This is a genomic window from Nitrospira sp. CR1.1, assembly GCA_014055465.1.
Taxonomy (GTDB): domain Bacteria; phylum Nitrospirota; class Nitrospiria; order Nitrospirales; family Nitrospiraceae; genus Nitrospira_A.
Map to the genome: position 1 here is coordinate 56,409 of WIAF01000004.1, position 22,269 is coordinate 78,677.

A 22,269-nucleotide genomic window follows, 5' to 3' on the forward strand; every position below is an offset into this window, starting at 1 on the left:
GTGCCACTGACGCTCATCCTCGTTCTTGCGTGGTAGATGTTGGAACCCAGCGTTGATACCCGGTGGGTTCCTCGAAATAATAATCCGGTTGAGGGGTGAGCCGGAAACGAAGATATTCGATCGCCCAATCCCGGTCCTGGCTCACCAATTTTAAGACGACCCCCGTCTCAACATCCACCCACTCATAAAACCGCTCATTCCGGCCATTGTAATCCACCCGCACTTCGTACAGCCTGGAAGCGCGCCCGATGGTGGTGGCATCGCCTATCAGAGTCCGGTCTTGCTCTCCCGGCAGTGTAGGTTGAATCGGGAGGATTTCTTCGGGTTTGACAGGAACCGAGAGAATTTGCCGGCGTTGCGCCAGCAGAAACCACGACTCACGCTTATCCAATCGAAGAATTTCTATGCTGGAATAGCCCAGCTCGGTCTTGATCGCATACTTATACTCCAATCGAATGCGATCACTCTTGGCAAACACCTGGGCTTCAAAGCGGCGCCCCTCCACCCGTTTCACAAGCGAGGCAGAAAATTCAATGGCCTCTGAAGCCCGTGGCCCAGTGGAGGACACTTCCGCCAAGACAGGAGTATTCGCCTGCAGGCAGAAGCTTATGCAGAAGCACCCTCTCAGGAACCAGTGCCAGAAGCCGGCCCGACTGCGACTAGTGCTGATGCTCCACCAATGGTTCAATCTCAACGGGATGCCCGAGCGATTCAAGACCAAACCGGGGATTATCCATGGCCCTGTAGGCAGTACGGATTCCTCTCGGAGCCGGTAACGCCACTTTTTCGGTCGTCGTTCCATCGGGACCGATCGTGATCGTCCGCGTCACCCCAGGCCCGGCCTGAGGATGCCACACTACCATTTGATAGGTGCCCGGCGGCACGTTATCAATCTGAAAGGCCCCCTGGTCGTCCGTCACCGCATAGTAGGGATTATTGACGGCCATCGCCCAGCTCTCCATGTAGGCATGAAAGCCGCACTGCATGTAAAACGTCCGCCGCCCCTTATTTAAATAGACCGGCCCGACGAGTGACTTGCCGGGAGCATGATCGTGCACGGCGCGCATATTGCCGCGCTGATGCTGTTGGTTGAGGATCAATGGGGTATTGAATAAGACCCGCGCCCCCGCTTCCGGCGAGGTTTCATAGCCCTGAATGTCGTGCATCACAGGATCCATATTCACGACCTCTACCGCGTGCCCGTTCCGCACGATCGTGACCCAGGGCTGAAACATGCAATCGCGTGCCTCAATCAACGGCACAGACAGGTCAAATGCCTTCCCTGACTCAACGCCTTCCAGCGTGACAATCGCGTTCTTGAGCCCCCCCTCCGGGGAGACGATAAAATCGCGGAGCAGGCGCCAGCCCCTCCCGTTTGAAATCCGCCCGCAGTACGTGGGGTCTGGAAACGTGATGAGATTGAATGCTTTAGGATCGGGAATCGCTCCGTCCAGCGTCACAGTCCCCCCCACCGTGCCACCGTGCTGCACGTCGATCACATCATAGGCCCCAACCGGCGACACCATCTGCCCCAGCCACATCAACACTGCCGCTGCGAAGGAATGAATCTTCTGCGTTCGATTCAGCATCATGACCTTCCTTGTCTGCGATTCACGCGCTGCTACGGAACCTGCCGTTCTAGCGTCGGGCGGATATCCACGACCTTACCGAGGGATTCCGGTCCATAATGCGGATTATGCTCGATCTCGTGGACGCTGCGCCGCCCTTGCGGAGCCCCAAACGCGAAATCGACCGTAGACATCCCCTTCTCTGTGACCATGACTTTCTTCTGCAACATGGTTCCCAAGGCCGGATGCCAGGCCATGAGGGTGTATTCGCCGGGGGGCACATCGGTGAGCGTAAACGTACCGCCCTCACTCGTTAGGGCATAATAGGGATTATCGACAGCCAGGCCCCAACTTTCCATATAGGCGTGAAACCCGCATTGCATCAGGAAAATCCGCCGGCCCTTGGTCATGTGAATCTCTTCTTTCACCGGCGCACCAGCCAAATGCTCATGGCTTTCCGCAGTGACGAATCGCTTGTGATGAGGATTCATCGGCAGCGGCGTGTTAAACAGCACGCGTGGCCCCAGGTGGGAGGTTTCATAGGCTTGAATGTCGTGCATGACCGGGTCCATGTTCATCACCACGACCTCGGACCCATCTCTGACGACCGTGACAAAGGGGAGAAACCGACAATCGCGCGCCTCAATAGTCTGCGGTTCGAATATGAAAGGCTTGCCCCTCTTGGCATCCGTCAGGAGGACCACAACATCCTTCAATCCGCTTCCGGAAGTTATTGAAAATTCATCCAGAATTCTCCAGCCCGTCCCGGTTGAAATACGCCCGCAGTACACGGGATCTGGAAACGTGATCAGGTTATAGCCCTTCGGGGTCGGCTTTTCCCCCGTCATTGTGACCGTACCGGTAATACTGCCCCCATCCATCACGGCGACTTCCTCATAAGCCCATGAGGTAGAAGAGAAAAAAATCAGTGCGGTACACAGAGCGATCCCGGCCATTCGCATGTATCAATCCTCCAACGATGGTAGGTTGGTCAGGGAATTTCTGTCGACATGATTGCAGGCACTGAACTGATCATACACAATCCCCGTCTCATAACAAAAGGGGGGAGCCCTCTCGGGCTCCCCCCTTCCCCACCTCGCGTGAGATGTGACCAGCTTACTTCGACGCGACAGGAATCGCGTGCGCAGCCGGTTGGTCCACTTCAGCACTCTTTGCCGCGGCACCGGCGCCGGTCAGAGGCAGTAACCTGGTATCGCCGGACGGCAATACCCGCACATAGCCCCACTGGCCGGACTGCGAGTATGGCAACCGCTGGTTGCTATACACATAGTCTCCGGGCATCCGATACGTTCCACCCGCCGAGGGGAGGAACGCATCGATTGTCTCGGAACCGGAGAATTCCACGACACTGATCAAGTCAGCGCCGCGCATGAACGGCTCGATCGGCCATTCGTGCTTCTCGACACTGAACATGCCGTTCTGTTCATTGCTCACACCCAACACGTGGATGCGCACCGGATCACCGGCATGCGCCTCGATGAGCGGGGTAACCGGATCTTCCGGCTTGTCCGCCTTACAAGGCTGGAACACCTTGCCGAGCGAACACCCCTCCTCTTCGCGGAACTTGTACGGTTCCGACCGGTAATTGACACCGGTCAACCCCGCCACGTTCTGCACGTAGGGCATGAAGCTCGTGCCGATGATGTTGTCTTCATCCTGGAAGAACAGCGCCACGTCACGATAATTCGCCCGCGTTTCGTTGCCCGGCACCGAGTGATCGATGATGACATCGGCCGCCCAGGCATTCTTATTGGACAGATCCGCGCCGGTCTTGGGATCACGATACTTTGATCCCTTGGGACCGACCACGACGGCGCCGAACAACCCGTTCCGAGGATTGGTCATCACATTGCCCCAATCCCAGACTAACGAGGTCGTTTCGCCGTTGAACGGATCAGCGTAGTAGGTGTAATCCCGCTCGCCTCCCGGAGCCACGGTCTGGTCTCCCGGATTATTCCCCACGTTCGCGCCCATGGAGTCTTTCGGATCGAAAGCCAGGCCGATCGCAGAGAAGGAAGCTTTGCTGTCCTTCATCTTGTTCTTCAAGTGCACCTTGACGCAATCGCCCAGGTTCACGCGGAGCGTCAGCGGCATCGGATGCGCGCCGGCGGCGACTTTTGCGATATCCTCTTCCAATGCGTAGATTTTCGCTTCCGCATTGGTCATGAGAATCCGTCGCTCAAAGTCGACTTCGATAGACTCCGGCGCCTTGGCATTGAACTTCATGCCGGCATAGTCCATCGCCACCACGTTGAACTGCTTGACCGGCGCATCCGCGGGACATACCGGCAGAGGCTTCGGCATTTCTCCCTTATGGGAGAAGCCCGCGGGCAGCTTCTTCAAATCGGCCTGCTCCTTATCCAGCACTCGAATGATTCCCCAGCCGCCTTCCGAAAATTTCGAAGACCGGCCGTTGAAATGAATGTAGTCACCGGCCTGATGCCGCGACCCACCCGCCTCAGGAACCACCAAATCGTACCGCTCCGCGATTCCGATATGGATCGAGTTCTTCCGGTTCGCATCCGACGCATACCGCTCGGTCCAGAACGTGTGGCCGGACAGGGTCCAAACCATCGACTCATTCATGAGGGTATGCAACAGACGAAACACCATTGTGTCACCGACATAGGCACGCAAGGTTGGCGTATACGGATCGCCATGTACCTGGCTATTGAAAATCTGCGACACGTCAGGATTGGTCGCCAATCGCTGCGCGATCGGCGCTGCCCTGAAGTTCAAGCCGCTCCCGGTGGTATGCGTCCCACCGTTCAAGAACGGCATTGGCGTCATGTAGATTTTCTCCGGCATCATGAAGGACACGGTCTTTCCCGCCTCGAGCGCCACTTCAATCGGCTGCCCGGGAGGATTACCCGCCGTGACGATATTGACGGTGTGCGGCACGGTGTCGTGCACTTGCACCATCAATTCGCGGAAGCTGTTGTTCACACCATGACCAACCGGCTCATTCGTGTGAATGTCCGCGATCGGTCCGCTACGAATCAACTTTCCGGTCTTCGGGTCATGATAGGTTGAGCCGACCGGCTCGGCGATGAACGTGCCGAAACCGCCGTGCGGCCAGGTGGTCGCACCGAACGCATGGTCGTGCCAGAACACCGTCCCCACGTCCGCGTCGACCCAGAATCGCTGACGCACAAATTCCACCGTGACAATGTCATTGGCGGGGTGATCGTGCTTCAACGCCTGCGCCAGGGTGATCGTATTGTCCTTGATCGCCTTAATGCGGGAGATTTCGTTTCCCTTCACATTATCGGCGCCGACCAGCAGAAGCGTTCCGACATGGAACTGCTTGGCATTCTTCACCGTGATCGACGTCGCGCCCTTCTTGGCCGCAGCGGTCACGACGGTATTCATCGGCACAGGAAGGCCCTTGTTGTTCTTCTTCTCCAGCATCGTGAACGGGCGGACGGACTGCTCATAGGAGAATCCGGTGATTACGCCATCGGATGCCTGGTTGTCGAACTGCAGAAAATGCCAATGGGTGTTGATTTTCGACGCCTGAAAGTTGGTGTAGTCGTCGTCGTCCCACTCACTGGTCAAGGTCCAGTCGACGCAATCGTAGATGTTGCCACGAACGACTAACGGATACTTCAAATCGTCGTTCTTGCGGATCTCAGCTTCCTCTTCGTGCAAGACGTAGATCAAGCCGTTCGGATCGACGACAGGCGGTTCTTTGCCGATCTTCCTCGCAATCGTGATCGGCAGCTTGATGAAGTGGACATTATAGTGCTTCCGTCCGGCATTCTCCGGGCAAAGGCTCCAGTTGCCGTTTTCACCAGGCACTGCCTGATCGACGCTCTCGGAGCCATCGGCATTCCGGCGGATCATCTCCAGCCAGGGCGCGCCGACATGGTTCGGGGCGAACGGGACACGCCTCCCAAAATGCGGGGTCAAATGCGGCCATGCCACTTTCCCGGTCAACGGCTCAAACGTGATCGGATGCCGCTTCCCAGGATGCGCTGATTTGTACTTGGGATTGTCGATCGTGCTCTCCGGTTCGCTCAATGCACGGGTGCCTTCCCAGGCCCAATCCAACACCGTGGCATCATAGGAAATGGTTTGCCCTTTTTCGTCGTTCTTGTGTCCTGGTCTGCCCATCGTCGGAAGCTGCATCTCAACCCAGTCCTTAATCGTGACGACGGCTGGATTGGACTTCCAATCGCTCTTCCCCTTCTCGACGATCTTGAAAGACTTGCCGAACCAATCGACCGTCTGGCCGACTAACTTGTCCGACGTCACAGGGCCCTTGATGCGCCCCTTTCGATCAGGCAACTCGCGCAAGTCAGGCATGACGTCATTGCGCATGTCACCCTGTTGCAGCGTGTTATAGACGCGCCAATATCCCCACATACCCGCCACATAATGGTGGGCCACATGGCAATGGAACAGGAAATCGCCCGCCAGCTGTTGGCACAGTCCGGACCCGCACTCCGTCTCAAGATCCAAGGCTTCTGACGGCCCGATGACCTCGACGTCAACACGGTCCGTCTTGGCACGGATAACAGGATACTTGACCGGTCCGTTTCCGGCGGTCGTCCACAGATTCATGTCATCAATGGCGCGAGGGCTGCGCGGCCACCGGATGGTGCCGCCATGGGGATGATGGCTATGGAATACTTCCGATCCGCCATGCACCAGCCGGAACTTTGCCGGATCGCCCATGTAGGAGCGAGGAATCGTGGGAGACGGGTCCCCGAAGGTGTACGAGCTGTACCCCATCGACTCGTCTTCGAAGCCGAAGTACTCGTGCTGCACGTGCATGTTGTTGATGCCAAACGGCTCGCTGCGATAGTTGATCGCGCGGCCACCCGGACGGTAAGAGTCAGTCAGCGGATCACGCTGAGGGAGGAAGTCGCCCTTCTTATTGAGAGGGCGGAAGGCCTCGTCGCCGACTTCGTGATAGTACAACACGAATTCGCGGAAATCCGGACCGGTGCCGTTCCGGATGATCACCTGCCAACCGCTCGCGGTCGGAGTCGCATCGCCGGTTCCCAAGGCTTCCAGATACTCGGATCCACGCGGTTCGACGACGAAGGAGCCGAAGAGACCCATCACGGTCAATTCGCGATCATTGGCGAACGTGTGGAACTGCCGGACGCCTTCCTGCGTGCTCGGGTGGATATACCACTCGAACTCACCGCTCTTGTCCTTCTGAACGATGCTGTCGGAGTTTGTGGTCGCGGCTGCGGCGCCGGTGGCACTCACCACCATGCTGGAGCCGTGGATGTGAAGGCTGACGTCCTCGCCGCCTTCCAACTTGTTGGTCAGCTTGATCTTGACGCAGTCGCCCTGGTTACCGCGAATCGTCAAGGGCTGAATCCACTGGGCCTGCACTCCGGGAATCACCGCACCAGGGTCAAACCCCTCCTTATCACGGGCTTCACGGTTCTTCGTCTCTTCCGCCCGTACCTTGTCGAGGTTTTCATCCAGCGTGTACATGTAGCCGGGATAAAAATCGAGCCACTGGTTGAGCGTGATCTCGACGTTGATCGCCGACACATTAAATTGCCGCACTGGCGCAGAGGCCGGGCACTTCCCGCCGCCCGTCATTGCCACTGGCTCCACTCGCGGGTCAGACATCAGAAGAAGGTCCTGACCGCCTGCCCCATATTGGTGCATCATGGTCTGGGTATTGAACATACCCGTGTTGACCGCTTGCGCCTGCGGATCATTGGTCAAATGTTCCATGATCCGTTGGTGCTGCTGTTCGACCATCGCAGACCGCTCCGGCTTTCCAGCCATCGCATCTTCGACGATCGTTTGCCCCTTCAACTTTTCCGCCCAAGACGGAAGTTGATGGGACATTGCTGTCTGTTGAGGCACCGCATGATCCGCGTGCAGCTGATTTTCAGCCGACGCGGCTAGCGGCAGACACACGAGCGCACCACCAGCGATGACGCTGAGAGCGCGCGATGTGACGCGAGTGAACCACTGACAATCCATGGACCGGCCTCCTTGGATAGAGTTGGAAATGAAACAAAAGTTAAATGTCGTGAGCGCCTATGAATTACACCATGACAACCTCAGACCTTGACACACGCCTTCCGGCTAGAACCTTACGGCATCACGCGCGCAGGCTACTCCTTAAAAACAAGTGTCGGAGATTACTGAAGTCACAAGTCTCTGTCAACCCCCTTGCCCTATCGTGAACCTGAATACCACCTTCTCCATCAATGATTCACGCGCTCGGCGCAAGGTACGGAGTTGGACTCATCGGACATCGTTCGATGACATGGCGGTGCCCGCTACGCTCCATTGTCTCTCTTCTGCCAGTTGAGGCATAATGTCGCATGATCTTGAAACGCTGGCTTGTCGGCCTGCCACTCAAGACGAAGGAAGCCGCTCACGAACGCCTTTCTAAGCGACTCGCCCTAGCCGTCTTTTCCTCTGACGCCTTGTCCTCGGTGGCGTACGCCACCGAGGAGATTTTGCTCGTCCTCACCCTGGCCGGCACCGCCATGGTGGGTTATTCCATCCCGCTCAGCCTCTCGATCATTGGCCTGCTCGCTATTCTGACCATGTCGTATCGCCAGATTATTTTCGAATATCCGGAAGGCGGCGGCGCCTACATTGTAGGCAAGTCAAACCTCGGCGAATGGCCTGGCCTGGTCGCCGCTGCAGCCTTGATGATCGATTATGTCTTGACCGTCGCCGTCAGCGTCGCGGCCGGAATGGCCGCGCTCACGTCTGCCTTCCCGGACCTGCTTGCCCACAGGGAGGCCCTCTGCGTCGCCGCCATTCTCCTTGTCACGGTCGTCAACCTGCGCGGTGTCCGTGAATCGGGACAGTTTTTTGCCGTCCCCACCTATATCTTCATCGCCACACTCACGGCCATGCTCGGCGTGGGCGCCATTCAAATCCTGCTTGGCCATGCGACACAGATCGAACCGTTGCCGAGCCTTGCTCCGACGGAATCCTTGACGATGTTCCTCCTCCTCCGCGCCTTTTCCTCGGGCTGTACGGCGTTGACAGGCGTCGAAGTTATTTCGAACGGTGTCTCCGCGTTTAAGAAACCTGAGCCCCAAAACGCCGCCTTCACAATGATCGGCATGGCAGTGATCCTCGGCACCCTGTTCATCGGCATCACCGCTATGGCCTACTACTTCGGCATCGTGCCGAGACCCGACGAGACCGTCGTCTCTCAAATCGCACGCGCCACCTTTGGAACCGGCCCGCTGTACTTCCTTGTCCAGGCATCGACCATGATCATTTTGATCCTGGCCGCCAACAGCAGCTTCAACGGGTTTCCCCGGTTGGCTTCGATCCTGGCGCGTGACAGCTACATGCCGCACCAGATGTCCATGATGGGCGATCGGCTGGTCTTCTCCAACGGCGTGATCATTCTCGGTGTGTTTTCATGCCTGCTGATCATTCTCTTCAACGGCGACACCCATGCGCTCATTCCGCTCTACGCCGTGGGGGTGTTCCTCTCCTTCACCATCTCGCAAGCCGGAATGGTGAAGCGCTGGCTCGTCAAGAAGGGCCCGCACTGGGAAAAGAAGCTGCTGGTCAACGGCATCGGCGCCGTCACGACTGCCATTGCCACCCTGATTATCGCCAGCACCAAGTTCGCCCATGGCGCGTGGATCGTCATCGTACTTATCCCGATGCTCATCATGTTTTTCCGGGCGATCCGCTCTCATTACAAGGCCGTCTCGGAGCAGGTCGCGCTTGCACGGGGACATCGCCCTCCGATGCCGCGGCGCAATATCGTGGTGTTGCCGATCGGCGGGGTCAATCGCGCGGTCATTCGCGCGGTCGACTATGCGCGGAGTCGATCCGGAGATATTCGGGCCGTCCTCGTCGATGTCGACCCGGAGGAAACGGCCCGGGTGGAAATTCAATGGGCCCAGTGGGGTTGCGGTGTTCCTCTCACGGTGCTGCCGTCTCCCTACCGATCCGTCCTGAGCTCTCTGCTGGACTATCTCGAACAGGTGCTCCAGAAGGATCAGGAATGCTGGGTCACGGTGGTAATCCCGGAAATTCTTCCGGCCCGGTGGTGGCAAAATATCCTGCACAATCAACGGGCCTTTATGTTGAAAGGCGCCCTGTTGTTTAAAGATCGCGTCATTTTAACTGACGTGCCCTATCACCTGACGAGGTGAGCATGCGAAGGACACCCTCTACGATACATCGGAAGAGTTGGAGCGCAGGCGCTCACTTGCTGGCCGTTGCCTTCCTGGTTAGCGCCCTCCCCGATCCGGGGCTGGCATTTACCATTGTCTCTCCGGCAAACGGCGCCACGCTGACCTCCGGCCAGCCAATCACTGTCGAGGTCGAAGCCGGCCGTGAGGCAGGCCTCGTCGAAGTGCGCTATTACTGGTACCCTGAACAGACCGAATCTCTGGTGGAACAAGGTGATGAGCCCGCAGGAAAAGGCTCCCAGGGGAGTATGTCGACAGAAAAGTATTGGCAGAAAGACAGCGTCACAGGAGCGCCTGTCGTCGCATTGCCGGCGCTCACGTCCACCGTGGACCGCGTGCCGCCCTACGGGGGGGCATTGCCGGTTCCTCCCGACGCCGTCGGCCGCATGCGGCTCCTGGCCATCGCTGATATTTCCCAAGGCCGCCTGGGGCGCAAAACCGTTTTCGATGAAGTCTTCGTCACCGTTCAGCCGACAGCCGAGCTGGTCTCTATCGACTTTGAAACGGAGAAACCGTTACAACTCGGGCGAACAGGACAATCCTCCGCTTACGGCCACGTCGATTCGCTCGGCAAAATCTTCGAACTTCCGGTGGTCGGCGAATTCGCAGACGGCATCAGCCGCCCCCTTTCCTCACCCGGTTCCGGCACCGTGTACACATCCGGTAACGATCAGATCCTCAAAGTCCTGCCCGAGGGACTGCTGCAGATTGTCGGTATCGGCAAGACCTCTCTCACCGTCACCAACCGCGGCAAACAGGCCACGCTCGACGTGCGCGTGGAGGTCAATCCCGAACCGAACGAACCGCCCATTGCTCATGCCGGCGCCGCCAAAACGGTGAAGGCCGGCACGAAGGTGCGCTTGAGCGGACTGCAGAGTCGCGACCCTGAAGGGGAAGCCCTGTTCTATGCCTGGGGGCAGGTGCGCGGGAGCAAAGTGGCCATGCTGGATGTGAACATGGCGGAGCCATCGTTTACCGCGCCGTACGTCTCCGAAACGCGCACGTTTCGTTTCAAGCTGCGTGTGACGGATAAGAAGGGCGCCGACAGTGCGCCGGCCTATGTCGACGTGACCGTCGAACCTTAGTTAGGCTGCTCAAAAAGATCCCCAGCTTCGTTCTCGGCTCGAACCAATCCTCAACGTAGCCAGAGGCTACGCCTCCGGTTGCTTCTTGCCTGCGGCTTTGCTGGGGACCTTTTGGGGCAGCCTACAGAACATGCTTAAGGCCGCCCCTGCTATCAGGCCGAATCCACCTACGGCGCCTTTAGGAGAGCGTTCAGTTCATGCCTCGCCTCGTATCCTCCGAGATACTTCCGTATCTTCTCAGATACAGACATATCCAGCCCTCTCGATGGATGCATCATTGCCGCATTCCAATAAACCGTGCGCCCGCTGCCGCAGCGGCGAAAAACCGACCCGCGCAATAAGGCCGGAGAACCATGCGGCTGCTCGATTAACAAACCGGCCCCGGCTTCTGTTGAAGCCAGGGCCGGTTTTGCGACCGATCATAGCCATTCATTCACGAGGGATTTACATCAGACTTAACGCTTCGCGCGCCTGGGCTAGTTCGGCTCGATGCCGGCGCAAGGCGGAACCGAATGATGAGCGGCCTACTTCCAATTCATACTCCTGGATTCCGCGCTCCATACAGGTGAGGGCATCGCGCAAGTGCTTCACCAGTTGCCTGCCTCCGCCGGTGAGCCACTTGAGATGACTGCCTGCATACTCGAGATCCTTTAGCGAATACCGGACTGACTCAATTTCCTCAAGGCACCGGTATCGGGCCCGGGCGAGATCGCGCCGGCTGAGGCCGGCCTTTTTCCATCCGCTCTTCCCCGCATTACTTACTCCCCACACCACGAGCCGCTCGAACAGCATGGCGCCCATGGTGAATGTGAATGTGGCGTGCAGAATTCCGCGCAGCGGCCGCAGGGTGCGCCGCCACGGCGAATAGAAAATCTCCTGATTGTGATCATGCTGATACATCACATCCTTACGCAGCAGGAGATTGAGGTGATGATGACTGTTTTCGTGGATCAGATCGTCGATCAGGTCCAGTTGATCCCGATCAAAACAATTGATCGCGGATAATCCCGGCCGGTGCCGGTAACTGAAGCTCACCACCCCGGCGGCTTTCAACGGCACAATGCGCGAGGTCAGCAACGCCAGCAATCGATCCCCTTCCGGCCAGGCGGCGGCTATGGCAGATAAGGCCCGGCGCATGCGTTTTGCTGCCTCCGGCCTCGTCGGCCGCACGCCAACCGGCGTCCTATCCTTTCCATAGACAAGCGTCGGCCCGAGGACAAGCGATCCGTATCGGGTCTCTCGAAGCCGCAACGGTGCGAGGCGGCGCCAACGCCAACGCTCATGGCTGCCGCACTTCACCATGGGATACGCGCGATCGCCGACCAGCAACTCCATCCCGGACGCCGTGATCAGAAATTCCCCCTGGCCCTCCGCGCGTTGCAACGCGGTACGGACCGCGCCGGTCGCCTCATAGAAGACACCCGCCGTGCCGATTGCGCAGCCCCAGGGCAATTCGACCCGCTCAACGTTCGCCGTCAGATCACAAGGCACCACCCAGGCATCCCGCCGTTGTTGCGCCACCCAGGCGCAGGCCAGCCGCGGGGCAAGACAGACGGACTCTTGCGTGATTTCCCGAGCCAGCCGGCGGCAAAGCGCCGTCAAACGCCCGAGCAGCAACCGCGGCTCCGGTCTACCGTTGGGGAAAATCTCATCGGCATAGCCGTGCTCGTAGAACTTCTCTCGAAACTCGCCGCGCAACTGTTCGGCAATATCCCCTCGGGACCGCTCCTGCCGCACTTGCGTCACAAGGTCGACGAAATACAGCAGGTCGTTCAGCGACTCGATCCAGCCCACCACTTTCCAGTTGCTGTACTCGGCCTGCGTGAAGGACCGTCCGAGCGACAAGAACCAGTCGATCGGTAGCTCAAACGTGCAGACGGCGTCGGCATAGTTCTGCGCGAAATCACGGCACACATCCTTCAACAACCCACGCATCGATCGCTGGAGCGCCTCCATCACCCGCTCAAGCATCCGCGCATCCAGAACCGTCATCGCTCCACAGCCTTTCTGAGTCAAAGAGAGTGCCGCGCGCGCACTCTACGCGACTGCTTAGACGCTGACAAGCGCATCGTATGACGATCGACGGCAAAGATAGGTCACAGATCGCGAAAGCGCTGGATTGTAGGTGGCAGCAAAACAGAAGAGAACCAGATAGGCGGCGGAATGAGCTGGCAGTACGTGATGGTGGCGAACACCCCCCGCGAAACCAGCACCGTCTTCGCGGGGGCAAGCAATTACGCCGTGCGCCTGATCAAATCAAACAGAATTGGCTTCTCCGGGACGACACCCCGGACTGGATGGAGATGGGAGTTCTGCACCATCCGGTGCCGTTGAATCAATGTATCCACCACATTGCCGCAACTCAGGCACCGGTGACCACGCAACCGCATGGGATGATAACTTTCCTGGAGATCGACCAAATCGTCCGTCACCATTAAGCCTTCACATCTCGTGCATGTCATGAGTCGCCTCCCTTCGGACAGCCTCCGAGATCCCCGTCGAAACGGGACGATCTGTTGCCCACTCGTACCACTCACCAACCAGATGATGTGAAGAGAAGCAATGTGGATGCCACCGGCTCTCCGGCGCAGATCATTGATTGGCGGGAGGGGTGACTTCGCCAAAACCGGTCCGCTCGGGCCGAATTGATTTCCTTGTGACCGAATTGGTCTCATGGGACAAAAATGGGTACAATCGGCTAAGCAAGCGAAAACGTTCCCTCCCCATTCAGGCCCGTGGAATAAGACCGTCCAAATCGAGCGTCGCGGGATTGTCGTGGCGTACAAAAAATGGCTCTCACTGCGACAGAAATTGGTTCCATTGTCCAAGAACTGGCGCCGGCGCTGGCTGAAGGCTGGATTCAGAAAATTTCTCAACCACTCCCCGACACCCTCATCTTAGAAATTCGCGTCCCCGGGCATACTCGCCGGCTGCTCTGCTCCCTGCGGGACGAAACGGCGCGGATACATCTCGCACATCAGCCCCTCCCCAATCCTCCGACCCCGCCCTCCTTCTGCCAGCTGCTACGGGCTCGAATCCAGGGCGCGCGCATCGACACCATTGGCCACATTGCAGGCGACCGGATCGTCCGCCTTGACCTCACCAGCCGGGATGGGCCGGTATCACTCATCGCAGAACTCTTCAGCCGCAACGCGGATCTCCTCTTTCTTGATGGAGAAGGCCTGACACATGCCACGCTTCGGCACAATAAAGACCGCATCGGTCTGGTGTATCAGGCTCCGACGGCGACATCTGTTCGATTCTCGCCTCATGAAGTGCCGGCATCCGGGCCGGACACGCAACCGCTGGTCGGCGATCATCGCTTCCCCATTTCATCCAGACTCGAAGCGTTCTATCGGGAACGCGAAGCGGAGTTATCCCACCAGGCTCAAGCCCGCGCGCGGGAATCGGGACTGCGAAAACATCTCAAAAAGCTCCTGCGCCGCATGGCCGCGCTCCGCCAGGACCTTGAACAGGCTGGACGGTACGAACCCTATGCACGGTACGGGGAATTGTTGAAGGCGAATCTCGGCCTGCTCAAGAAGGGGCGGAATACGGTCTCAGTCGTGGACTATTACGACGAACGCCTGCCTGAATTGACGATTCCGCTCGATCCCACCAAGGGGCCGCAGGCCAACATGGATGCGTACTTTGCCAAGTATCGTAAGTTCGTGTCGGCGCAGCGGGAAATCTCGCCACGCCTGGCTTCGATCGAAACAGAGGTTCAACAGACCCAAGCCGAACTGGAAGCGATCAAACAGGGAACTTGGCAGCCACCGAGTACGGAAGGACGCTCTTCGTCACGAGTGACGCCGGCCCCCAGACGCAATCGCGCCGCCGCCGTCGAATCCCGCGGGCCATTCCGGCGTTTTATCTCATCGGACGGCCATCCCATTCTAGTCGGTCGCAATGCCCGCGAGAATGACGACCTCACCTTCGGACTCGCCAAAAGCGAAGACCTCTGGCTTCACGCGCGCGGCACGCCCGGTTCACATGTCGTCGTGCGATTGGACAAAGGCACGGAGCCGCCTCAAGAAACGATCCGAGACGCGGCGACATTGGCCCTCCTGTACAGTAATTTAAAAAAAAGCGGGAAGGGCGATGTGATCTATACCCGCCGCAAGTGGGTCAAGAAAGCCAAAGGGCAAGCACCGGGCGCCGTCACCGTCACGCAGGAAAAGTCCATTTACGTCACGCTCGATAAACCACGCCTGGATGCACTCAAATCCAGAAGCGCGCACGGATGACACAGACTCAGGGATGATGGCGAATCGTCACTCGATACTGAGTCCCGTGCCGTCATCCTGTCCCGCCATTCACTTCTCTGCCTTCCCATCGATAATCAGGACATGCTAGAGTGCCCACATATGGGCACCCCTACTGACACGCGCGACTGGTTTCCCACACTCAGCGCTCTGCTCCAGGTGAAAACACTGCGCCAATTCGACGAACAACTCCAGCAAGCACTCACCCGCCTTCTGGACTGCGAGGCCATCGCCTTCTACCTGTACAGCGAGACGACTGCCGCGTTTTCACCGGTCTCCGAGAGCTTGCGCGACCCGGCTTCCCCCGCCTACCCGATTGCGCAATTACCCGCGGCCGGGACCATCAAGGAAGCAGCGGTCCTTGCCGGACAGGCGATCCTGACCGACGATCTCAGCCATTCTCCCTGGGCCGAAGCCCAAGCGATCGCGCCGCACATCTGCCGGGCCACGTCTGTGCTGGTCTCCCCCATTAGAATGCCCCTCGAATCCGTGACCGGCTCGACCACCAAGACGCTGGCTGTCATCGTCGCTGCCGCGCCCGGGAAACCGGGAGCCTTCTCTGAGGAGGACCGCATATTCCTCGACCTGTTGAGCCGGCACATCGCACCGGTCCTGACCGCCGTCCTCGCGGCTGAAGAACGGGACACGCTGGTGGCCATCAACAACCAGGTCGTGCTGGGCGCCATCACGCTCGACAACCTGATCCATTCGATTCAACCGATTCTCCGCGACGTCATCCATCATGACGTGATCGGCTTCGTGCGCTTTGTCGGCGAACCCCACAACCGCTGGTTCGACATCGTGGCCTGCGAAGGCGTTGATATCGACCAGGGCATCTTGCGGCAATTTCCGTTCGAGCAGATGGCCGCTGCCGAAATTCTGGCCACCCGCAGGCCGCTCCTTCTCACCGGACACAATCAGGACCGATTTGCCGAACACCGGTACTTCGAATCGCTTGGAGTGTTCTCCGCCATGCTCTGCCCCCTCCTCGTTCGAGGAACCCCTTATGGCTTCCTTGCCATCGGAAGCAAACGGCGGAATGCGTTCTCCGAACGCGACCTGGCCCTGACGGAACAAATCGGCTTTCACCTTTCCCATGCCATCACCAATCTCTCGGCCTATGACCAGATCCGGCAACTCAAGGACCAACTGGAGCAGGAAAACGTGTACCTGCGCGAAGAAATGGGCGCCTCATTAGACCTGAAAAGCCTCGTGGGCGACAGCCCCGCACTTCAGAAATCGCTCAGAGCGATTGAAATGGTCGCGCCCACCGATTCCACAGTGCTGATCACGGGAGAGACCGGAACCGGCAAAGAACTGGTGGCCCAAGCCATTCATCGGCTGTCTCCGCGCCGCCAGAACGCGCTGATTACCGTGAACTGCGCGGCGCTCCCGCCGACGCTCATCGAATCCGAACTGTTCGGACATGAAAAAGGCGCATTCACCAGCGCGACGTCCCGGAAACTGGGCCGATTCGAACTGGCTCACGGCGGCACGATCTTTCTCGACGAAGTCGGGGAACTCCCCATCGATGTCCAGATGAAGCTTCTGCGCGTGCTGGAAGCGCAGGAGTTCAACCGGCTCGGTGGAAGCCACACCATCCGCGTGGACGTGCGCGTCCTGGCGGCAACGAATGTCGATCTGGAACAAGCCATCAAACGCCGCGCCTTTCGCGCCGATCTCTTCTATCGCCTGAATGTCTTCCCGCTTCGCCTGCCGACCCTCCGGGAACGCCGCGACGACATTCCGCTGCTGGCTCGCCACTTTGCCCAAAAATATGGCCTCCGTCATCGTAAGCCGGTGACCCGCATCAACAGCGCCGCACTCAAGGCCCTGTCCGCATACGACTGGCCGGGAAATGTTCGGGAACTGGAGCATCTTATGGAACGCGCGGTAATCGTCAGTCGGGGGTCTATCCTTACGATCGATGAACTGGATGGACTCGGTCTCAGCCATGAGCGGACCTCCCCGCCTCGCACCTTGGCGGAGGCGGAGCGCGCGCACATTATGGAGGTGCTGGTTCGGACCAACTGGATATTGGCGGGAAAGCAGGGCGCTGCCGAAAAACTGGGCATGAAACGTTCGACGCTGCAGCACCGCATGAAAAAATTGGATATCAACCGCCCTCCCAGACATGCCTCATAAATGCCCGCATATGGGCATGCCCATGTAGGTCTGCCAATATCTCGGCAGATACCACTAGCGATTTTCTCCCGTACAATCCTCGGGCCTTCCAGCATTCTCACGACGTTTCAATACGATACACACGCGCAGCTTGGGGTTTTATCGCTGGCACTGCTCCTGCTTTTGTCTGCCTCCATGAAATTCATGACTTCACGACCGACACCACAGTCTGTCAGTCGCGAGATTCAGGCCTATGTCGCCGAACGGCAGGGCCAGTTGCTCCCCTCAGGCGAAGCCAGCAGAGATGGCCGCCGCTTCTCCTGGTGCGGAGACATTCTCGACTTCCTGGCCGAAGGACTGGCCGAGCGTGTCGCCTCTCTGGGCATTACCTTCAGCAGTCCATTTCCCGGCCCCCTGCGCCTGATGGATGAAGTGCAGCAGCCCGATGGCCAGCATGTGCGGCGGTTCTGGACGGTCGCCCTGCACCAGGGTTGCCCGATTGCCAGAATCTGCACCGTCTTCTTTCATCGGCACGATCAAATCAGTCTTCCCCAGACACCTCTCGTCATGGCCTTTGCCACGCACCGCCAGGCAAGCGAGGATGCCGAATGAGCTACGTGGCGCTCAGAATGCTCTTCGGCGATCGCGCGAAATACCTCATGCTACTCTGCGGGCTGACCTTTGCCGTCATGCTGATCGTGCAACAGGGGTCGATTTTCTGGGGCCTCATGATGTGGTCGCAATCCAGCATCAGCAACATTAATGTGCCCATTTGGGTCACCGACCCCGGAATCGGTCAGGTTGACGAAGTTAAACCCATCGCCGATACCGCGGTGGACCGGGTACGCAGCGTATCCGGAGTGGAGTGGGCCGTCCCCCTGTATAAAGGCGTGTTACGGGCTCGCCTCGCCAACGGGGACTACCACCAGATCACCCTGACCGGATTGGATGCTCCCACGCTCATCGGGCGTCCCGCCGAAGTGCTGGAAGGCCGGTTTGAAGATATTCTGGAACCTGACGCCGTCGTCCTGGATCAATGGGCAGTTGAACGAATGGGTGGGCCCTCGGTGATCGGGGTCGGCACGCTATTCGAGTTGAACGACAAATTGGCCCGGGTCGTCGCGATTGCCAAAACACAGAAGAGCTTCACGAACATCCCCGTGGTCTATACCACTTACGAACGCGCCATTCGCTATGTACCCCGTGAGCGCCGGACGCTGTCCTACGTGCTGGCCAAAGCCATTGACGAAGCGCCCGTGAGCGAGGTCACCTCCCGCATTCATGAACAAACCGGACTGGGCGCGTTCAGCGCCGAAGAATTCGGCTGGAAGACCATCAGATGGGTTCTCAAAAATACCGGTATCGGCATCAACTTCGGCACCACGATCCTGCTGGGGTTCATCGTCGGCATGGCCATCGCGGGACAAACGTTTTATCTGTTTACGGTGGAAAACCTCAAACAATTCGGCGCGCTCAAGGCGATGGGAGCGTCCACGTTCACGCTCGCGCGGATGATCCTCCTGCAAGCCTTCACCGTGGGACTGACCGGCTACGGAGTCGGGATTGGTCTTGCCACGGGGTTCGGATTTCTTTCAGCCAGGGGCGGGGGCTTGCCCTTTGTAGAGACCTGGCAGTTGCTGCTCCTGGTGCTCGTGGCACTCCTGGGCATCTGCACGCTGTCGGCGTTGATCAGTATTACCAAACTCGCGCGACTCGAACCGGCCATTGTGTTTCGATGATATCGATGGATGGTCCGGCAGACAATGCAGCAACGGCGCAGGAACCGCCCCGCCTCCCTGTGGCAGTCCAGGTGCGAGGCCTGGTGAAATCCTTCGGGACGGGCGAAACCACCGTGACAGTGCTCAAGGGCATCGACCTTGATGTGCATTTCGGCGAATTATTGCTGTTGGTCGGAGAATCCGGTGGAGGCAAGACCACCTTGCTTTCAGCCATTGCCGGAATTCTCGATATCGACGCCGGCGAACTCGAGGTGCTGGGCGCCTCGCTCACCAACATGACAGCGGGCACTCGAACCAGTTTTCGGGGACAGCGAATGGGATTTGTCTTTCAACAATTCAACCTCCTGCCCGCATTGACGGCAGCGGAAAACGTCGCCATCCCGCTCTTGATTCAGGGCCTGCGGAGACCCGAGGCCATTTCGAGGGGGCGGCTGATGCTGGAACGCGTGGGGCTCGGCGATCGCACCGAATTTCTGCCCCGGAATCTTTCCGGCGGACAACAACAACGCGTTGCCGTCGCGCGCGCATTGGTCAACGATCCGCAGCTCCTCGTCTGCGACGAACCGACTGCCGCGCTCGACGGGCCCAACGGACAGAAGATCATGGAGTTGATTCGCGACGTCGGGCGGGCGCCAAACCGCTGCGTCATCGTCGTCACCCACGACAGCCGGGTCTTTCATTTCGGTGATCGCATGGCGGAACTCACGGACGGCCGCATTGTGGGCGTCCATCCGATTCACGCAGAGGCAACCGCATGATGATTCTCAATCGTGTCAGTGTCTGGCTCGCGCTTGTGTGCGCGGCATTCGCTGCCTGGTCCGTCCTGACCGCCGGCAACACCGCTCCCATGCCGACACCGGTCGTGGAACCACCCCGCTCCCCCTTTGCGACCACCGTCGCGGCCAGCGGCATCATCGAAGCAGCCAACGAGAATGTGCGTATCGGCCCGCCGAGCGCGGGGCTGGTGACCAAGGTCCTTGTCGCGGTCGGAGACGGGGTGCGAGAGGGCGATCCGCTGTTGCAGTTAGACGATCGCGACCTTCGCGCGCAACTCGTGGCCCGGCAGGCAGCCATTCCACCGGCAGAAGCGCAAATGGAAGAACAGAAATACCGCATCGGCGATCTGGACACGCAACTCAAGCGGTTGAAATCCGTTCGCGATAGTCGGGCCGTCAGCGAGGACGATGTCAAACGCACCTGGTATGCCGCGGAAATGGCGAAACGCGCCATGAGTCGTTTTGAGGCGGCGCTGAAACAGGTCATCGCGCAACGGGACGAAACGCAACTGCTGCTGGACCGGCTGACCGTTCGCGCGCCGCGCGCCGGCACGATCCTGCAGGTGAATATCCGGGCCGGGGAATTCGCACTGACGACGGGCGCCGCCGAACCGCTCATGCTGTTGGGAGATATGCAGCAATTACAGGTCCGCGCAGAAGTGGATGAGGTTAACGCCCCGCTCGTCGCCCCGCAGCGGCCGGCTGTCGCCTACTTGAAGGGCAATACGGCGCAAGCCATTCCCCTGACCTTTGTTCGCATCGAACCATACATTGTTCCCAAAAAATCCCTGACCGGCGACAACACCGAACGGGTGGACACGCGCGTCCTTCAGATCATCTACCGGTTTGATCGCCCGGGATTCCCCGTCTATGCCGGTCAACAGGTCGATGTGTTCATCGAACGAACCTCAACCGGCCGGCCGGCCCAAGCACAGGCCGGCGAACCTTCCGGCGAGATGTCGCCAAAATGAACCGGCCGGACTTCGTAACACATGCGGCCCCGGCAGTCTTCGTGATGCTGGCCATTGCACTGGCCGGGTGCCTGCAAGGCCAGCCCTATACACGTCCGCCGGTTGAGACGCCCGCCGACTGGACTCGCGTGGCCTCCGGGCCGCTGCTCGCCGGCGACTCCGGAAAAACACCGGAAGCCGATTGGTGGCGGGCGTTCCGGAACGAGGAACTCACACAATTCGTCGAACGCGCGCTCGCGCAAAATCACGATGTGCGTCGAGCCGTCTCTCGCGTGATCGAAGGCCGCGCGTCGGTCACCACCGCCGGCGCAGGGCTCTATCCCCAACTGAACGTGCAGGGCAGTTACACCAACATCTCCATCTCCAAAAATACGTTCGCGGGACTCGGATTGGCGACCGGACAACAACCCGGGCCTCAGGTTTTCGCCAGACCCGGCAGCAGTTTCGACCTCTGGAACGGAGCGGCCGACCTGCGCTGGGAGCTCGATGTCTGGGGCCGCATTCGTCGCGGGATGGAAGCCGCCTCTGCCGATGCGCAGGCCATCGAACAAGATGCGCGCGCGATCGCCCTGACCCTGATCGGAGATGTGGGCCAGGCCTATTTCCGCATTCGCGAATTGGACGAGCAGATTGAGATCGCCCAACGCGCCTTGGCCCTGCGCCGGGATTCGCTGGAGATCATCGGCAAACGTGCGTCCGTGGGGTTGGCCTCCGACCTGGATGTGAAACGGACGGAAGTGCTGGTCGCCGAAAGCGCGGGACAGATTCCCGATTTAACCCGCCTGCGCGCGATGGAATTGCATCGCCTGGAAGTCCTGACCGGATCGGCGCCCGGCAGTGTGGCACTGGCGCCGATGTCGTTGAGAAAAGTCATTGTCCAGCCGGATATTCCGGTCGGCCTTCCGTCACAGTTGCTGGAACGGCGACCCGACATTCTGCAGGCTGAAGCCACCCTTATCGCCGCGAATGCTCGCATCGGCCAGGCGCGTGCCTACTTTTTCCCGACCCTATCCATCACCGGTCAGGGAGGGCTGCAAAGCGCCGAGTTTGCCAACTGGTTCACAGGCAACAGCGCCAACTTCAGCATCGGCCCATCGGTGACCCTGCCCATCTTTCTCGGTGGAACCAATGTGGCGAGGCTGGATGCGGCTGAATCACGCTATCAACAAATGCTGGAAGCTTACCAACAGACGATTCTGCTCGCCTTTCGGGAGGTCGCAGATTTATTGGTGTCGATCCAGGCCCGCGCCGAGCAACTGACGCGACAACGGGAGCAGGCCCTAGCCGCCACGGCCGCCGTCGGGTTGGCGGAAGTCCGCTATCGAAAGGGGCTCGTGAATTACCTTGATGTCCTGGACGCCCAGCGGACGATGCTGGCGGCGGAAACGCAACTCGCGCAAACAGAGCGGGCGCGGCTAACCGATATGGTAAGCCTTTACAAAGCGCTCGGCGGCGGATGGCAGCAGCTTCCCGCGACTCCTTCCACTCCGACGTCGAGATCGATGCCACGGTGAGTCCTTCCTCTCGCTCCCCCTTGATACACATCAAATAGCACCCG

General features: G+C 59.1%; 15 protein-coding genes. 9 read left to right on the forward strand and 6 right to left on the reverse strand.

The window, feature by feature from the left end; genetic code table 11:
- Positions 1 to 13: 13 nt before the first annotated feature.
- The 4 genes from GDA65_09290 to GDA65_09305 all read right to left on the reverse strand — a co-directional run bounded on the left by GDA65_09290 (position 14) and on the right by GDA65_09305 (position 7,550).
- Positions 14 to 577: a hypothetical protein gene (locus tag GDA65_09290; GenBank protein ID MBA5862888.1), complete on the reverse strand. Its 564-nt coding sequence runs from the start codon at positions 575 to 577 to the stop codon at positions 14 to 16.
- Between the two features lie 82 nt (positions 578 to 659).
- Complete coding sequence (locus GDA65_09295) at positions 660 to 1,541, reverse strand: carboxypeptidase regulatory-like domain-containing protein (GenBank protein ID MBA5862889.1); 882 nt, start codon at positions 1,539 to 1,541, stop codon at positions 660 to 662.
- Positions 1,542 to 1,621: 80 nt separating this feature from the next.
- Complete coding sequence (locus GDA65_09300) at positions 1,622 to 2,530, reverse strand: carboxypeptidase regulatory-like domain-containing protein (GenBank protein MBA5862890.1); 909 nt, start codon at positions 2,528 to 2,530, stop codon at positions 1,622 to 1,624.
- A 154-nt stretch (positions 2,531 to 2,684) separates the two neighbouring features.
- Positions 2,685 to 7,550: a multicopper oxidase domain-containing protein gene (locus GDA65_09305; GenBank protein ID MBA5862891.1), complete on the reverse strand. Its 4,866-nt coding sequence runs from the start codon at positions 7,548 to 7,550 to the stop codon at positions 2,685 to 2,687.
- A gap of 347 nt (positions 7,551 to 7,897) precedes the next feature.
- Here GDA65_09305 and GDA65_09310 point away from each other — a divergent pair, with 347 nt between their 5' ends.
- Together GDA65_09310 and GDA65_09315 are read left to right on the forward strand one after the other, a co-directional pair.
- Positions 7,898 to 9,712, forward strand: a complete 1,815-nt coding sequence (locus GDA65_09310) for an amino acid permease (GenBank protein MBA5862892.1) — start codon at positions 7,898 to 7,900, stop codon at positions 9,710 to 9,712.
- A gap of 2 nt (positions 9,713 to 9,714) precedes the next feature.
- Positions 9,715 to 10,836, forward strand: coding sequence for a hypothetical protein (locus GDA65_09315; GenBank protein ID MBA5862893.1), 1,122 nt, complete (start codon positions 9,715 to 9,717; stop codon positions 10,834 to 10,836).
- 444 nt (positions 10,837 to 11,280) lie between these two features.
- On the opposite strand, the gene GDA65_09320 is transcribed toward GDA65_09315, so the two are convergent.
- Together GDA65_09320 and GDA65_09325 are read right to left on the reverse strand one after the other, a co-directional pair.
- Entirely contained in the window at positions 11,281 to 12,828 is a 1,548-nt protein-coding gene (locus GDA65_09320) for a hypothetical protein (protein ID MBA5862894.1), read from the reverse strand.
- Positions 12,829 to 13,070: 242 nt separating this feature from the next.
- Positions 13,071 to 13,298, reverse strand: a complete 228-nt coding sequence (locus GDA65_09325) for a hypothetical protein (GenBank protein MBA5862895.1) — start codon at positions 13,296 to 13,298, stop codon at positions 13,071 to 13,073.
- Positions 13,299 to 13,625: 327 nt separating this feature from the next.
- Between GDA65_09325 and GDA65_09330 the strand changes: the two genes are divergently transcribed.
- The 7 genes from GDA65_09330 (at position 13,626) to GDA65_09360 (ending at position 22,225) form a co-directional block, all read left to right on the forward strand.
- A complete protein-coding gene (locus GDA65_09330; protein MBA5862896.1) occupies positions 13,626 to 15,083 on the forward strand; it encodes a DUF814 domain-containing protein in 1,458 nt (485 codons plus the stop codon).
- Between the two features lie 102 nt (positions 15,084 to 15,185).
- On the forward strand, positions 15,186 to 17,246 hold the full coding sequence (locus GDA65_09335) for a GAF domain-containing protein (protein ID MBA5862897.1): 2,061 nt from the start codon (positions 15,186 to 15,188) through the stop codon (positions 17,244 to 17,246).
- 183 nt (positions 17,247 to 17,429) lie between these two features.
- Positions 17,430 to 17,837, forward strand: a complete 408-nt coding sequence (locus GDA65_09340) for a hypothetical protein (GenBank protein MBA5862898.1) — start codon at positions 17,430 to 17,432, stop codon at positions 17,835 to 17,837.
- Positions 17,834 to 18,964 carry an FtsX-like permease family protein gene (locus tag GDA65_09345; protein ID MBA5862899.1) on the forward strand — a complete coding sequence of 377 codons (1,131 nt, stop codon included), beginning with the start codon at positions 17,834 to 17,836 and terminating at the stop codon, positions 18,962 to 18,964. The genes GDA65_09340 and GDA65_09345 overlap by 4 nt, the downstream gene beginning before the upstream one ends.
- 5 nt (positions 18,965 to 18,969) lie before the next feature.
- A complete protein-coding gene (locus GDA65_09350) occupies positions 18,970 to 19,722 on the forward strand; it encodes an ATP-binding cassette domain-containing protein (protein MBA5862900.1) in 753 nt (250 codons plus the stop codon).
- Complete coding sequence (locus GDA65_09355; protein MBA5862901.1) at positions 19,719 to 20,711, forward strand: biotin/lipoyl-binding protein; 993 nt, start codon at positions 19,719 to 19,721, stop codon at positions 20,709 to 20,711. Before GDA65_09350 ends, GDA65_09355 begins: the two co-directional genes overlap by 4 nt.
- Positions 20,708 to 22,225, forward strand: a complete 1,518-nt coding sequence (locus GDA65_09360; GenBank protein ID MBA5862902.1) for an efflux transporter outer membrane subunit — start codon at positions 20,708 to 20,710, stop codon at positions 22,223 to 22,225. The genes GDA65_09355 and GDA65_09360 overlap by 4 nt, the downstream gene beginning before the upstream one ends.
- The last annotated feature ends 44 nt before the right edge of the window (positions 22,226 to 22,269 follow it).